At 63.1% G+C, this 15256-nt stretch carries 14 protein-coding genes and 1 pseudogene; 3 read left to right on the forward strand and 12 right to left on the reverse strand.

The annotated features are described in order from the left end of the window. Positions 1-88 precede the first annotated feature (88 nt). The 7 genes from ABGB18_RS11955 to ABGB18_RS11985 form a co-directional block, all read right to left on the reverse strand. The gene (locus tag ABGB18_RS11955) at positions 89-754 is read right to left on the reverse strand and encodes a helix-turn-helix domain-containing protein (protein ID WP_347695513.1); all 666 of its coding nucleotides are present in this window, start codon (positions 752-754) and stop codon (positions 89-91) included. Positions 755-831: 77 nt separating this feature from the next. Next, positions 832-1593 (reverse strand): transcriptional regulator, encoded by a 762-nt coding sequence (locus ABGB18_RS11960; RefSeq protein ID WP_347695514.1) that lies wholly within the window; start codon positions 1591-1593, stop codon positions 832-834. Positions 1594-2128: 535 nt separating this feature from the next. Continuing rightward, positions 2129-2419 (reverse strand): hypothetical protein, encoded by a 291-nt coding sequence (locus ABGB18_RS11965; protein ID WP_347695515.1) that lies wholly within the window; start codon positions 2417-2419, stop codon positions 2129-2131. A gap of 325 nt (positions 2420-2744) precedes the next feature. Then, a complete protein-coding gene (locus ABGB18_RS11970; protein WP_347695516.1) occupies positions 2745-3224 on the reverse strand; it encodes a hypothetical protein in 480 nt (159 codons plus the stop codon). A gap of 33 nt (positions 3225-3257) precedes the next feature. Next, positions 3258-4736, reverse strand: a complete 1479-nt coding sequence (locus ABGB18_RS11975) for an NF041680 family putative transposase (RefSeq protein ID WP_347695830.1) — start codon at positions 4734-4736, stop codon at positions 3258-3260. Positions 4737-4938: 202 nt separating this feature from the next. Next, the gene (locus tag ABGB18_RS11980) at positions 4939-5736 is read right to left on the reverse strand and encodes an IS5 family transposase (protein ID WP_347695517.1); all 798 of its coding nucleotides are present in this window, start codon (positions 5734-5736) and stop codon (positions 4939-4941) included. Positions 5737-6204: 468 nt separating this feature from the next. Next, the gene (locus ABGB18_RS11985; RefSeq protein ID WP_347695518.1) at positions 6205-6789 is read right to left on the reverse strand and encodes a helix-turn-helix domain-containing protein; all 585 of its coding nucleotides are present in this window, start codon (positions 6787-6789) and stop codon (positions 6205-6207) included. 83 nt (positions 6790-6872) lie between these two features. Here ABGB18_RS11985 and ABGB18_RS11990 point away from each other — a divergent pair. The 3 genes and pseudogenes from ABGB18_RS11990 to ABGB18_RS12000 all read left to right on the forward strand — a co-directional run. Continuing rightward, positions 6873-7076, forward strand: a pseudogene (locus ABGB18_RS11990) (site-specific integrase); the annotation flags it as partial. 802 nt (positions 7077-7878) lie between these two features. Then, positions 7879-9375 carry a hypothetical protein gene (locus tag ABGB18_RS11995; RefSeq protein WP_347695519.1) on the forward strand — a complete coding sequence of 499 codons (1497 nt, stop codon included), beginning with the start codon at positions 7879-7881 and terminating at the stop codon, positions 9373-9375. Positions 9376-9378: 3 nt separating this feature from the next. Then, positions 9379-10245 (forward strand): DNA adenine methylase, encoded by an 867-nt coding sequence (locus ABGB18_RS12000; protein WP_347695520.1) that lies wholly within the window; start codon positions 9379-9381, stop codon positions 10243-10245. On the opposite strand, the gene ABGB18_RS12005 is transcribed toward ABGB18_RS12000, so the two are convergent. The 5 genes from ABGB18_RS12005 to ABGB18_RS12025 all read right to left on the reverse strand — a co-directional run bounded on the left by ABGB18_RS12005 (position 10242) and on the right by ABGB18_RS12025 (position 15079). Continuing rightward, entirely contained in the window at positions 10242-11102 is an 861-nt protein-coding gene (locus ABGB18_RS12005) for a hypothetical protein (protein WP_347695521.1), read from the reverse strand. The genes ABGB18_RS12000 and ABGB18_RS12005 overlap by 4 nt on opposite strands. A gap of 166 nt (positions 11103-11268) precedes the next feature. Then, complete coding sequence (locus tag ABGB18_RS12010; RefSeq protein WP_347695522.1) at positions 11269-11730, reverse strand: DUF296 domain-containing protein; 462 nt, start codon at positions 11728-11730, stop codon at positions 11269-11271. A gap of 56 nt (positions 11731-11786) precedes the next feature. Next, entirely contained in the window at positions 11787-12761 is a 975-nt protein-coding gene (locus tag ABGB18_RS12015; RefSeq protein ID WP_347695523.1) for an asparaginase, read from the reverse strand. 59 nt (positions 12762-12820) lie between these two features. After that, on the reverse strand, positions 12821-14458 hold the full coding sequence (locus ABGB18_RS12020; protein ID WP_347695524.1) for a hypothetical protein: 1638 nt from the start codon (positions 14456-14458) through the stop codon (positions 12821-12823). 273 nt (positions 14459-14731) lie between these two features. After that, entirely contained in the window at positions 14732-15079 is a 348-nt protein-coding gene (locus ABGB18_RS12025) for a winged helix-turn-helix domain-containing protein (protein ID WP_347695525.1), read from the reverse strand. Positions 15080-15256: the final 177 nt, after the last annotated feature.

Genomic DNA, 15256 nt, shown 5'->3' on the forward strand with positions numbered 1-15256 from the left:
CGGCTCTCCGGTCTCAGGCGATTGCCGCCTTCGTTCCCTTCGCCCAGGGGCGTGTTCGGAGCCCCTGGCATTCGGCCTTGTGACCTGGTCAGCTCGTGCTGGAGGGGACAGCTCGCTTCTTCTGCGGGGGCGGCGGGAGGGTGAGGACGCCGCGGACTGCGGCGTTCAGCCGTTCCCGGCTGTCCGTTTCGATGGCGGGACGGCCGTCCAGGGTAGGTGCGGTCAACGCCCGGCTGAACACGGCCGTCGGCAGGTCGACGACACACAGCGTCACCACCTCGACGCCCGCCCCGTCGGCTCGGCCCCACAGCGCCCGCGCCAGGCGCTTCAGCAACTCCAGCAGTCGCTTGTCCAGGGCGAACATCGCCTCCGCCAGCTCCTCCGGCACTTGCGGACCGAGCAACTGGTCACGGCGTACCGCGATGAGCATGCGGGCCGCAGCGGGCCGCCGGTCGGCGAAGACGGCGGGTGCACCGGCCACGGCCAGGACCGCCTCGATCGCAGCCTCGTGGCCGTCGCCGTGCACCCCGTCGGCGAGTTCGACCTGCAGATCCAGGAAATCTCCTGCGGCGCGCAGCCATAGCCGTCCGAGCAGCACCGGCAGCGACCCGAACGCATGATAGATCGCCCCGTTCGACACGCCGGAGGCCGCCGCGAGCGCACGCACCGTGAACCGCTCCGGGCCGTTGTCGGCTACCAGCCGCTCGGCGACGTCCAGCAACTGATCGAGATCATGAGTGCGAGGGCGTGCCATGCCGCCACCTTAAGGGGGTTCGGGAGCCGGGGCATGCCGTAGGCCGCGGTCGAGGCCGGCCAGGGGCCGGCTGGGGTTCACGGGGTGGCTCGGGTGACCGCGGCGATGTGCTCCAGCGCCGCCGTGTGGGACTCGAAGCTCCGCCGGCCCTGCAGCATCACCTGTACGTAAGTACGTCTGCCCCCTAGCGCCAGCCCTTCGCGCATCACCACATGAGCGGCCTGGGCCAGGACCGAGAGCTCCTGGCGCAGCCAGACGTCATCGGTCTTGGTCGCGTCTTTCAGGAAGCCGACTTCAACCCAGGTGACGGCAGGGGTGGTCAGGATCGCCATGATCGACTGCCGGATCGGAACGTTCAGGAACTCGTTGAAGGACGGGTTCGTCGGCGGCGCCTGCGGTTGCCGTCGAAGGAGCCGCCCGTATGTACGGCTGGACCACGAAATGATCACGATGCCGACGACCACCGTTGCCGCCGCGGCGATGGTGGCGGGAACGGGCAAGTCGAGCATCCAGGTGATGATCCGGAAGGCCACGAAGGCCACCAGGAGACTGGCCGCCCACCCCAGGACGATGCCGAAATCGGTGGAGGTGAAGCTCCTCTGAACGGGGGTCCTGCTCCAGATCACCCACCACGCGAGCAAGGCGACGCCCATGGCCACCATCCGGACGGAGATCGCGTAAGGCCATGGGACGTCGAACGATGCGAGCTGAGCAAAGATCATCAGCAGAGCGGGGAGGGCGGAGGAGAACGCGAAGCTCTGGCGGAGGTATTCGTCGATGGTCTTGCTTCGCAGGCGACGGATGTTGTCGAGCGCGGATTGGGCGTCATGAGGGTGCATGGTCGATCCTCGAAGGTTGAGACGACACCGGCGCTGATGCAGGCAGTTCACGGGAAGGCGGCCACGCGCACACGCAGGCATCGGCGACGGAAGGACGGTGGGCGCCCCAGGCCACCTTCATTATAGATCATGCGCTCTAGAATAGGAGTCATGCTCGCACCGGTGGCCACGGTGAAATGGTGACCCGGTCCTGGCTCTCGAAAGGTTGCTGCGAAAAGGGATGTTTCGAAAGTCGATTGGCCGGCGTGAAGATTAAGGACCCGAAGGCGATGCGTGCACTCGCCCATCCCTTGCGCATCCAACTCGGCGCAAGGCCGCTGAAGCGGCCGCCGCCCAGGTCAGGGCCGAGGCCGCCGAGCAGACCGCCAAGGCTGCCGCCGCCGACGCACGGGCCAAACGGCGGATCGCCGAGGCTGAGCGAGACAACGCCAGATCGCAAAAGGCATGGGTGTAGCTCGCGCTCAGGGACTGTCTGACCTGGATTGTTGAGTTCTATCAGAAGGGCGGCGGTTACCTCCGTCGCGGGTCTCGATGATCACAGGTTTTGATCATCCTGCGGTGCAGGTTGACCGGGTGGGTGCAGGCGTCCAAGCGCGCCATCAATGAGTTCCCACCCGTCGATTTCGATCGTTTCGGCAGTTGCGAAGTCGTGGCCGCGCTCCAGGGCTTCGTCCAGCAAGGCACGGGCGACCCCTGGGCGGTGCAGGTTGAGGTAGGCGCTGTCGCTGGTTCGTACCACTCCGCCGTTGTGGAGGAACATGCCGTCGTTGACCAGGCGGCCGGGCCCTTCATGGAAGACGATGACGAACTGGCCCGGGGCCCCCACCTGCCGGAGAGTCAGGACCTCCTGGCAGTCGTCGTATCGGGGGAGATCTGCCTCGTCCTGGTAATGCTCGTGGCGGTGACCTGCTCTCCAGTGGTACGTGAGCGATCCGACGACAAGACGGCGGGGAGGACGGCTTCGACCCATGTCGGATCAACGTAGTCGGCGCTCGACTACACCTCAACGGATTTGCGTGTGGCTCGCTCTCAGTGCCGGGAGCGTCGGGCGACTGGCGACGGACAGGTTGGCTGTTGCGCGACGGACCACGGGGTGTCGCCGGGGGTGACGCCGACTGCGGAAAGGATCGCGAGACCGCTTGGCTGAACCCTCAAAGGAGGAAGGCCACGGCTCGCTCAGCCACAACCGGGGCTGTTTTCCCTTCCGGCCCGAAATGGTTGAGGCCGTTCAAGGTTTCGAGCGTGGCGTTGGGAAGGGCGTCGAACTCGGCTCTGCTGGCGCGCGCGGTGCGGCTCCCGCGAAGGAGCAGCACCGAAGCGGTGACGGCCGCGAACTCGGCAAGCCTGCCCTGCTGGGCTGCAATCTGTTCGTGCTCGGCGACATTAGCCTCCGAAAGGGGCCGCATCCGCTGCCAGCTCGGCCCGCGGAAGCCGATGCGCAAGGCAAAGCGCAGATACCCGTACGGCAGCTTGGTCATGAAGGCCGGCGCGCCGCCCGACCCTCGTATGAAGTGAACGAACGCGCCATAGGGATCGCCCGCGGCCAGCCGTTCCCAGCAAGGGGGCATCCAGCCGGTGGGGACGGGAGCGACGGGCACTCCGGGCTCATAGACCGCCATACGGTCGAACACCCGGAACGACCGTGCGGTCTCTAAGCTTGACGTTTAACCTGCCTGCCGCTGGCGTTCAGTGAGTGTGGCGGCGCGTGTGACGGTCTTGCCTGGCTCGTAGCGGGGTGCGCGGCTCCGGTTGGCTGATCCCCGCGGGCGTCCGGGACCGGGTGCGGCTGGTTTCGGTGCCCTGGCAGGCAGTGGCAGCCGTCCGCGGAGGTTGCGAAACCCTCTGCGGACACGGGCTGGGGTAAGCCGCTCAACCGGGCAGGGGCGCTCCCAGGGGCGGCGAAGATCGACCGCGAGCGGGCGGGCCAGGCGCAGTTGGGTGTGTGCGACGATGACCAGCCAGGTCCACAGGTCGGCCGCGTGCGGATTGCGGATCTTGGGTGTGGTCCAGCCGAGGGTCTGCTTGAACATTCTGAAGGTGTGCTCAAGATCGAATCTGCGAAGGAATGCTTGCCAGAGCCGGTCCAGGTGCGCGGCGGTGATGCTGATCGCCGAGCTCCACAGCCACAGCGGCTTGGCGTCACGCTCGCCGGGTAGGTACTCGACCTGCAGGCGGATCAGCGTGCCCTCGATGACGGGCAGGTCGCCCACATGATCGATCCAGGCCGAGCGGCGGCCGAGCCGGTGGTGCAGCCGATCCCAGCACATGGTGGTGGCGTTGCCGTAGCGGCTGGTCTGGGTCGCGGTGCGGTGCCGCGGCTCGCCCCAGGTGGATTCCTCCTTGAGCCGGAACGCGCCACCGTGCTTGGGCGGGCGGCCACCGGCGGGACTGGCCAGCAGAAACTCCCGGCGCGAGGGGGCGGCTCGGAGCAGTACGCGATCGCTGCGCAGTCGTCCGAGCACGTCGACGGGCAGATCGGCCAGCAGGAAGGCCAGGCGGGCGATGTCGTAGCCGGCGTCGAAGACGATGAGGATGGCGGGGTCGCCCTCGCTCCAGTGCCTGGCGCCGATCAACCGGATGACCAGGTCACGCACCTGGGCGGCGGTGACAGCGGCCTCATCGTCGTCCGGGCGCAGCCGGACGGCGTCCAGCACCGCGGTCCAGGAGGTGCGGCCGGTCTCCAGCGCGGCGATCACCGAGTACGGCCAGCCCGGGATCATCTCGTGCTGGTTCCTGCCGCGCCCGTAGGTGTGGCAGAACAACCGTTCCGCACTGGTGGGGGCACCGGGACGCAACCACGGGCTGACATCGACGGCCAGCACGATCCGCCCGTCCGCCGCGCGCGGCAACGGCAGGGTGGCCAGTCTCTGCCGCAGCCGGTTGATCTCGATGCTTCCGTGATTGATCGCGTCGTACAACGCGCCGTGCCCACGCCGATGCTCGGGCGCCAACGCCAGCCCGACCAGCGTCTTGACCGGCCCATCGGCGCATAACATCGCCTCGGCCAGCTCAAAAAGCTCATCCGCGCGGGCCGTCAGACACTCATGGAACTCCTGCCGGAACTCCGACAGCTCCACCAGCGCCTCGCCGTACGGCTCTTTCTCCTCAGGTTCTGGGACGCCGCCTGCAGCGCGTGCCAGCATGGACCTCACGGCCACCGCCTCCTCTTCGGGTTATGGATTCCGAAGCGAAGATGAGACGGTGGCCGCCCTATGTCATGGCGACACACCGTACCGCAATGGTGACAATCCGCTATGCCGGAAAAGCGTATTCCGTTCCCGATCATCACAAATGTGAAGGTCGGAGGTTAAATGGCAAGCTAAGTGCCCGTGTACAAACCGATCGTCAGGTCGATTGGGGAGGGGCTGATCGTGCGAGTCGTCGTCCCATGAGGATGATCATCGCCCACAGGACCATGGCCTCGTGATGGTCGGATAACCGTTCATAGTCACGTACGCATCGCCTGCGCTGGGAGATCCACGACAGCGTGCGCTCCACCACCCACCTGCGCGGAAGGACCACGAAGCCGCTGACATCGTCGCTGCGCTTGACGATCTCCAGGGTGAGCCGGACGTGCTTTTGGGGCCAGGTCACGAGTTTGCCGGCGTAGGCGCTGTCGGCCCAGATCAGCGCGATTCGCTCGTACCAGTCGCGCAGCCGCGTCAGCGCGGGCTTGGCGCCGTCGCGGTCCTGGACGCTGGCGGCGGTGACGATGACGACCAGCAGCAGGCCCAGGGTGTCCACGATGATGTGCCGCTTGGTGCCCTGTACCTTCTTGGCCGCGTCGTATCCGCGTGAGCCGGCGGCGACGGTCTCGGCGGCTCGCAGCGACTGCGAGTCGATGATCCCGGCGCTGGGCTCCGGTTCGCGCCCGCCGGCTATCCGGACCTGTTCGCGCAGGTCGTTGTGGAGAGCGTAGAGATCACCGTCCTGCCACCAGCGGGTGAAGATCGCATGGACGGTGCGCCAGGGCACCAGGAAGTCGGCGGGCAGATTGCGCCACTTGATGCCGTTGTCGGCCACGTACCGGATGGCATCCATGATCAGGCGGCGACAGTACTTCTCGGGGCGTCCGCCGTTGCCGTGCAACCAGGCCGGCCAGGGCATCGACGGATTGATGGCCTGCCATTCTTTGTCGCTCATGTCGGTGGTGTAGCGGGGCGCCCGGATGGGGTGATCGGCTCCGCGGCCGTATCGGCAGGCCACGCATGAGCAGGCAGTTTCTTCGTTACGGGTGACAGCGATGGGAGCGGTGGCGTACAACGGCGGCAGACCTTCCGGTTGGTGATGGGGCTGGGATAACCACCGTTGCTACCGGAAGGTCACTTTATGTCGCAGGCGATTTTCTCTACGTCACCATTTCGCCCGATATCGGCCCCACGCAGCAAGCGCAGGGATCAGTTTGTACACGCGCACAAAGGCGGGGCGACGCGCCAAACGCCGGACGGCCGGCGCGGACGAGCGGAAGGGCCGCCGAAGGACAGTACAGAGCTGATCACAGGGGGAGGGCACGTCTCGGGTCACAGGGGCGAGGCGATCAGCGCATGCGTGCGCGGTTTACGCGGCCGGCCTTACTGCATGCCTCCGGCGCGGGCGCGGCGGCCTGCGGTATCAAGGGGCGAGTGAGGCGTACATGGTGCGGGCGAAGGCGGCGGCCGCATCGCTGGTGTCCGGGTGCGCGGGTGTGGACATGTGCCCCAGGAAGGCGTGCTGGAAGCACGCACCCATGAGGAGCGCGGCAGCGGCTTGGACGTCCGCCTCCGGATGGAGTCGGCCCTGCTGCTGTTCGGCACTCAGGTAGGCGGCCACGGCTTCGTTGACCTTGTGCGGGCCCACGTCCTTGCGCCGGATCTCGGCCTTGTGCGCGGTCAGCGTGGCCGGGTCGGCGAACATCGAGGCGAACATTGGAAAGCCTCCGGCGTAAAAGGTGATGGCCGCCTCGGCGATGGCGGCGAGGTGATCCACGACCTGGCCGGTACCGGCGTCGGGATGCAGCGCCTGGGCCAGACGGTCGAAGCCGGGTGAGCGTTCGCGCATCACCGCGACCAGCAGGTCGGCCTTGTTGGCGAAGTGCTTGTAGAGGGCCGCCTCGGTGAACCCGGCGGCCCGGGCGATCTGACGGGTGGTCACGTTAGCCAGCCCCTGCTTGGCCATGACCCCGGCCGCCGCGTCGAGAATCACATCTCTGGTGCCCATCTCGCTCCCTTGACGTAGTTAGTAAACGCTCGCTAACGTCACCCTAGCAGTTAGCGAGCGTTTACTAACTAGGAGCCCGCGCCCAGGTCGCCTCACCACTCGCCAGGCGACCGTACGACCTCCGGCACGCGGCTGTATCCCTCTGGCTCAACGGCGGCGTACCGGCTCCCGAGGTGGCGGCCCGCGCCGGCCACGGGGTGGATGTCCTGCTGCGTGTCTATGCCAAGTGCATCGACGGTCAGGAGGAGATCGTCAACCAGCGGATAGCGGACGTACTCACCGCATGAGATCACGAACAGCGTTCCTCGAAGGGCTCCGGCTTCCCCCGGGGCCTTTCGGCGTTACAGGGCTGCATCATCCCGCGCACATCCCGGATCATGGGCACCCACCTGGGGAAACGCCCCGTGATCCATCCCGCGTATATCCCGCGACCACCGACAAACGGCCGCTCAGGGCTGCATCTGGCTGCGTACCCCTGAAACGCAGAAGAGGCCCCGAAGGGCCTCTGAGCTGCACTTACTGCTGGTGGCAGGTGCAAGGTTCGAACTTGCGTAGGCTGAGCCGACGGTTTTACAGGGCACCCCCAAGACCTGCTTTGACCTGGCCGTTTGCCCCAGGCAGTTGCCAACTTCGCGCGCATTCGACGCAGCGAAGAAACGATCAAGGCTGAGAAGCCTTCAGACAAGAGCATCTTGCGGTGGGCAGAAAGGTCACCGCCTTGCGACAAACACCCGTCCACGGGCCACTAAGAGGTCCCGTTCGACTTACCTCGCGCTAGATCCAGAAGCCCAGCGCGTCAGCGTAAACACACCGACGGTTCACCATCCGCGCAGTGTGGGCGGTCGCCGGCCGCGCTGCGACTCTCCGGCCGGTTGTGACCAGCGGCCCGCCATGCGCATCAGGCCAAGACCAAACGGTTTGTCGCGAGAGACGCACGGTAAGTGACAAATCTACTGATAGTGATCTTTCCAGACGGCGTGGAACCGTCTACGATGTGCCCAGATGTGTCCAAGATGCAGATGCTCGCTTCAACCCGTAACCACGCGAGCAGAGGGAAGAGCTCGGCCGGAGTCGTGACGAGGGGTTTCAATGCCGTATGCAAATCTTCGTCCATCACAGGTCATTCTCGATCCCGAGAACCCGCGGCTTCCGGACGGAACAAGTAGCGATAGGCAGGCAATCAACCGATTGCTGGACGACGGTGCAGAGCAGCTGATAAACCTCGCTAAAGACATGATACGACAAGGCGAGTCGAATCCGGCAGAGCTGCCCATCGCAATAAAAAGTGGATCGAAGTACTTGATTCTAGAGGGTAACCGGAGATTTGCCGCCCTTAAGCTACTAAAGGACCCTCTGCTCGCCAATGAAGAGGCATACCAGAAGGCGTTCAAGCGAATCGCTGGTACCGGAGAAGCACCAAAGTCGATCTACACGCATGTAGCATCCAGTCGGGAGCAAGCGGATCATTGGATCGTTCTTCGCCACACAGGCCTCAACAATGGCGTTGGCGTAAAAGCGTGGGGAGCTAGCCAGATAGCCACCCATCGTCGCCGAAACAATAAGACCATTGAGGCTGGCACGGCTCGATCAATAATGATCGCGAACGAAATGGAGGAGATCTACTCCACAGACGATGAGATCCTTCGCCTAGTGCAGAACGTAAAAAGGGAGAAGCTTACCAACATCGGGCGATTCTTCTCATCGGATGTTTTAACTGCCCTGCATCTCACGATCGAGACGGACGATTCGGGCGAGAAGGTTCTGTATGCACGCCATACGGCGTCGCAGTTGCGGGACTTCTTCGCGTGGGCATTTGCATACATTTTGAACAAGTCCGTCGATGCCTATAAGAATGCTGCTATACGGAGCGACGCCCTTAGGGAAGCGGGGCCTCGACGGCCCGCGCTCGCCGACGCATTTGAAACGCCTCAACCACTGAGGGACGTTAGCTCGGGTTCGGGTCAGTTCTTGGACGAGAGCTTGGATGCGGAAGTCGACTCCACAGGCGATGATGAGTCGAGCGAGGCAGGCAAGACTTCCGCGGCGGCCGACTCCACCGGCACGGCTTCCACTAGTGGATCCTCTGCACAAGGAACGTCGCAGTCGCAGTCTGCCGCCGGTCAACAGCAACAAAGTGAAAGGCCTCGCAAGGCCGAGGCTAAGCCGGAGAAATATCTGCTCCAGGACCTGCGCCTACCGCACCATCCACATCGCGTCCAGAACCTCCTAAAAGAGTGCCGGTCGATCGAGTTAGGAGTGTTTCCTGGTATCGCGTGCGTTATGGCACGGGTGATCGTGGAACTTTCCGTGTCCTCCCAGGAGGCACTCGCTCTCTCAGGCGCGAGCGAGAAGGACTCGCTGAAGCGTAAGATCCTTAGTATGCTCAAGTATCTAGACCCAGAAATCGAGCATCCCATTAAAAGGGATAAGCAGCTAGCTCAGGCTTATCTAGAGGCGTCTGAGCTCGGAATAGAGTACCTGAATGGCTTTGTGCACAACCCTAGCTTGATTCCCGACCACCATCTGGCTCGCAGATTCAGTCAAGCTTTCCGTCCATTCCTTGAGCGGATTGACACGGTACTCTGAACGATGCGCTATATCTCGCCTCTTAGATACCCCGGCGGCAAAGCCAAGTTGGGCCCTTATTTTGCACGGATTCTGGCAGATCAGCCGATCCAGATCGACGTCTATGCGGAGCCGTACGCCGGAGGTGCGGGCGCGGGGCTTTACCTTCTATCGGAGGGGTATATTAGCAAGCTCCTAATCAACGACCTAAATCCAGGCATTGCTGCATTCTGGAGAAGTATCCTGGGGGATGCAGAAAAGTTCATTGAGCGGATAGAGTCCGTGGAGGTCAGCCTAGATTCATGGCATGAAAATCGCGAGATTTATCTGTCTCCAGACGGAAGGAGCGATCTGGATCTCGGATTCGCCGCGTTCTTCCTAAATAGATGCAACAGGTCAGGGATACTCACGGCACGACCTATCGGCGGCCTGGAGCAAACAGGGAAGTGGAAGATTGACGCTCGATTTAATCGTAAAGATCTAACTGCTCGAATCCGACACATTGCAAGTATGACATCTCAAATAGTTGTCACGCAAAAATCTGCCCTAGGTTTCCTAGCTACACTATCGCGGCGCAAGCGGCCGGTTTTCCTCTATGTCGATCCGCCATATCTGACGCAGGGCGACGATCTATATATGAGCTCGCACTCCTGGCCAGAGCATGAGCAGCTGGCCATAACTCTAGCAAAAATGCCCCATCCATGGATCCTGACCTATGATGTAGACGACCGAATCCGAGCCCTATACCCTGATAATCCATGCCTGCGATATAGCATTTCTCACACTGCACAGACACAAAAGGTCGGCACCGAGTTTATGCTATTTAGCGGCGACCTGAAGATAGGCGATGTAGCTGTCGCATCTAGCCGAGAAGGTGCTTGGGTAGGTTAGGGTGATCGGTTTTCGGTGCCTGCCTGCAAAGATCGCAGGGTGTCTTGGTAGACCGACTCTGCCGCGCGGGCGTGAAGAGTCAAGTCACCGATCTCGGATTGATTGAGGCTTTCACCGGTACCGCGGTCCAGAACGTATGCGGCATCAGCCGCCCGTACGGCCGCGGCATATTCCTCCAATGCCTCCACCCGTTGATTGCTTACCCCTCGGTCGATGTCGATGCTCGTTTGCCGCGCACGAAGACGACTCTCGGCCCTCAATGCCCGCGCGATCTCCCATTCCTGTTGCGGAAGAACCGATTCATTTCGCGCCTTGTCCAGCACGTCATCACGGTGGACCTCGGAGTGCAAGATATCGTCGATTGCCTGCTGAGCTCGCCCCAGTAATGCGCGGCCTCGCTCATCGAGTTCGCCCACGGTGACATAATGATCGTGGTATTGGCTCCAGAAGCGGTGACCAGAAGTTTGGCCGAACTTGATGCTCGTGGCCACGATCGCCAGTACGTACAGGGCCGGTACGGCTACTGCCAGCAGGCATGCCACCAGTACCACATCGTGAACCGCGCCCAAAACTTTGAGGACGCCGCTCAGGTCGGGGGAAAGCCACAGGCTGAAGGGATTCAGACTGCGGTGCCCGACCATGAAGCCCGCCACCCCGATCACACCTACCGCGGCGCTCTTCTTAGCGTGGCGAGTCCGGAAGTAGTACTCAACGGTGCTCGGCTCCCAGCGAATCGAAGGTCCCGGCTGGGGTGGCGCCTCGTCTCGATCCTCCGGGTTCAGGTGCAGAATCCTGGCACGATCTTCCGCCGGTACTGCCGGATCGACTACGACTCGCGGGTGTTTCGCTCTGACCATGGCTCGCTCCCAAAGGAAGTTGGGGGGCGCGTTGTCCATCACGGTAACTCGCGGTGGCGGCAATGTCTTTGGGTAGATTAGTGGGCCCCCAAGAAGATGGCTGAAGGTCTCCGCGGTCTTACGGTACGTGTCCTCGCCGCCCCCAGTCACTTCGCCCTGCGACACGTCATTCTCCGAAGGTCAATAGCGGTACGTCGTACAGTTCCGGATTCCGAGGCCGCGTCATGGACGGTGAGAGGACTTCGACCACGAGCATCTCTGTTAGGAATTGCACCCGAGCTGACAGTAGGTGACTCGTGTGGCCAACCGCAGACCGCTCCTTGAGTCCGAGCGCGACATGGATGTGAGGAAGGATGCCGCCTTTCTCAGGAGCCGCCGCGATGGTGCCGCATCCCATGGCTTCCGCGTTGGTCAGGTGAACCTTGGTCCACACTGGAGCTTCGGGGTTTTCAAGCTTCTCGCAAGTACCCACGATCTCAGCTTCGGCAAAGCCCGCGATGAACATGGGGACATAGCCCTGGCGAATGCCGTGTTCACGGCAGAATTTCGTCAGTGCCGTCATGAAGTCATCACCGTGGTCGAAGGTGACTCCGAAAGTACGTCCGGTCGTCAGCTCACGGGCTCGCATGCGCTCTCGATTCTTTCCAAAGGTCGAATGTGTTCATCCATCGAATCGCCAAGAACTCATCCACGGCCCCCGACCGCCGCGAACATCTCCCTGATCGACCCGGCGCCGGCCCCCGACGCGAGAAGCAGGTGGAGAAGAATGCGCGCCTTCAGAGGGTCAAGGTAACCCGCTGGAATCAAACCGCGCGCCAGCAGATCGGACTCTGACCCCTCGAAGCCATACGTCCGCTCGTGGACAGGACCGGCGCCGGTCCGCGAGGCCAACACGACGGGCTTGACCGACGCGAGCTTGGCCAGTGCCGGCACCATGTCCGCAGGAACATGCCCGACACCGAAAGCGCCGACAACCAGACCGTCGACCTCTTTGCCCATGGCTGAAACAAGCTCTCCATCGTCGCCCAGCGCGACGGTGAACAGACCGACTCTGACCGTACGCCACGTCTCAGGCGTCAGGATCGGCCCTCTCGCCATACGCAACGGGATGTCCACGTGCCCCTCGACCACGTGGCCGATCGGCCCATGATTCGGCGAAACGAACGCCGCCGGACTGCTGGTGTGGGTCTTTCGGAGCCAGCGCGCTGCGTGAATCTGGTCATTGAAAGCGACCAAGCAACCCAAGTCGCGCGCCGTACGGCTTGCTGCTGTACGAATCGCGGCCAGCAGGTTGGCGGGGCCATCTGCGCCAGCCATGGACGGGTTCCGCATCGCTCCCGTAACCACCACCGGAGCCTCGTTGCTCCACAAGAGATCCAGCACGTAGGCGGTCTCCTCGATGGTGTCGGTTCCCTGAGTGACCACAACGCCGTTCGCGCCGTTACGCACCGCGCCCTCCATCGCTTCGGCGAGCTCGGCGAGGTCGGCAAAGGAGAGCGATGCGCCGGGGAGTTGTCGGAAGGTCTGCACGTCCAGCTCGACAGCCATGTTGTCGAGCCCAGGAACAGCCGCAAGCAACTCCTTGGCGGTCAATGTGGGCACAACCCCGTTGGCTCCGGGAACCATGGCGATGGTGCCGCCCAGGGAGAACACCGCCACGCGGGCAGGGGCAGTCATAAGAGCACCTTTCTACAGGTTGGAGTACGTGGCCAGGCCAGTCACGCGACGCTCGGGCCCATGTCGTTGACAAAAGCGCATGCTGCGTCGATGCCGGCAACCGAGATCAATCGGCTGCGAGGACGCAGCAGTCCGGCCGTACCAACGTGAGCGAGCGCCCGGCATCGGCTAACGAGCCACGCCCAGTCCAGTTCGAGATACGCGGCCAGCGCGCGAAGCCGCTCTGCAGGGCTGCTCGCTTCGATGACGGAATGCGCCCCAACTTGGCCGGTAGCCTCACGGAACTCACGGAGGACAGAGACACGCTGGGTAGTGTCCACGTGCCACATACCCGCGCCGCGAACCCAGTTGGCAATGATCGCTTGCTCGCCACCGAGGACGAATCCCTCAACACTGGCGTACGCGGGATCATCGCAGACCTTGGTATGAATCCCCGTGGCTTCCATCAACGCGATGGACACGAAGAGCAAAACACGCTCATGGCGCGGCGAATCCTGGACGGCCCTGTGTGGGATGCAGAACATCCGCACCGATGCCTGATCTCCGGTAGCAGAACGAACCCCACGCAGATAAGCGTACTTGTGGTCGAACAGCAACCATGTGCATGCCTCCTCGCCACGCTGCTCACGAGTCCAGAAGATCGGGAGTTCGGGCAGGTTGGTCAGGTTGCGCAGGATATGCCGAGCACAGAAGTCGGACCCGAGCCACGCGTGGGACACCCGTCCGAGATCCGGAGCCGCCTCACGGCTTACTGCTGAGGAGGTGAGCGCCTCGTACTGCGCAAGCTCCTCCCGGGAGATTGCAAGCTCCTGATCGTCTGCCTGTAGACCATCGTCAAGGCTGGCCGCCGCCCACAGCAGGCCGTACGTGAAGTCGTCGAGCTCGTAAGCGCCGGGGATCGCAATAGTGTCGCAGTCAGGAGATTGTGCGAGCCGCCGTCGCGCCTCCCGAGCATCCATCGCGAAGAACCGCGACTCGTCGGCCGATCGGTCGGCCGCAACCAGGAGTCCGCGACTTGTCGCACGCGAGAACTCCGCCCAACGGGGGGCGTTCGTCAGTCTCGTCATGACACGCCCCTCAGAGGGGCTGCCCGCATGGAACTGCATGCGCAAAACTGCGCCCTCCATAGCGCGACCGTCAGGAAGTAGTGCCGTGAGATCGACACCGAAGTCCGGCGTCGGTCGCGAGAGTTTCAGATCAGGCCATCTCACCTTGGCGTGGCCGGCGAAGCCGTACAGATCATTCAACCCGCCGATGAGGGGCAGATCCGTTCCTAGCTGTGCGAGCAATGCGCTTGCACTGCCCCCCACGAGAAACGTCCTCCGGTCAACGCTTGCCCACACTTGCCCCTCCTCGTCCGCATAGAGCGACAGTCTCTCGGGGGCAAGCGCATCTTGCGATGGCACTTCCATGGCATTTCGGGGCCGGAACCCCAACTGATCGAAGCTCCTGCCGGTCAACGCCTCCAAGGCTCGCTGATATGCGGGACGTGGTCGCCCGACTTCTCCATCCTCCCAGCGCGCGACCAGACGCGCGTCACAGGCAAGGCCATGCTCACCGATCGTGTCAGCAATGGCGACCAGTGTTCGTGCGAACTCCTCACGCGATTCGCGCCGCTCCTCTTCGCGGATGCGGCGAAGCACGTGGTTGGGCGTCTTGACCCTTGTCTTGGTGGTCACCGCCACGCCTTCCGCCAGCGCCTTTATGGATTTGCACGGAGTACGGAAACCGTAACTGTTCGCTGCCGCCGTCGCTAGACGGTTTGCCATTTCAGTGCCGTGCGAGACGCCATGGATATGCCTTGGCCTTCGGCGGTCTCCTTGATGTGACGCAGGACACGCCGCACCACTTTAGGAGGAAGGGAGGCGGAAATGACACGGAACAGGACACGCTGCTCAGTCGGTCGAACTTGACAGCTCCTGTGAGGGATTGATCTAGCCGCAGGAGCATCCTCACTGGTCCTGAGGGTGTTGCTCAAGCTTCGCGAGCCTGTTGGCGAGATCTTTCACAGTCGCCTCCAGGATCGACACGCGGGCCGAGAGGGCGGGCTCGGGACCGCCTTCCTTGCTCGGATCCCGAACGAAGAAAGCCCGACCTTGCTGAGAGACCACCAGTCCCTCAGTCCGCAACTCGCGGAGGGCGTTCTGGACGGTCTGAGCTGAAATGCCGTAGTCCCGCGCAAGGTCACGGATCGACGGCAAGCGACTGCCTGGCGCACGTTCGCCCGACTCGATGCTTTTCCGCAGAGCGTCCGCTAGCTGGAGGTACGGGGGGCGGGGGTCGTTGTCGCTAATCGTCACCTGACCAGCGTACTCGCCGAAACCGTAAGTGTCCTGTAGCGCCCTATTGCGTGCTAGCACAGTACTAGCTAAGTTGGCACGCATCAGCACAGCTCAAAAGATCCCTAGGAAGGCGGCCATGAGGCCGCGCGCCGCCGGGCTGTTGCTGTCGCCACTTGATCAACTGAATCCGGGTCA

Origin of the sequence: Nonomuraea sp. B12E4, assembly GCF_039871825.1 — a bacterium.
Classification (GTDB): Bacteria; Actinomycetota; Actinomycetes; order Streptosporangiales; family Streptosporangiaceae; genus Nonomuraea.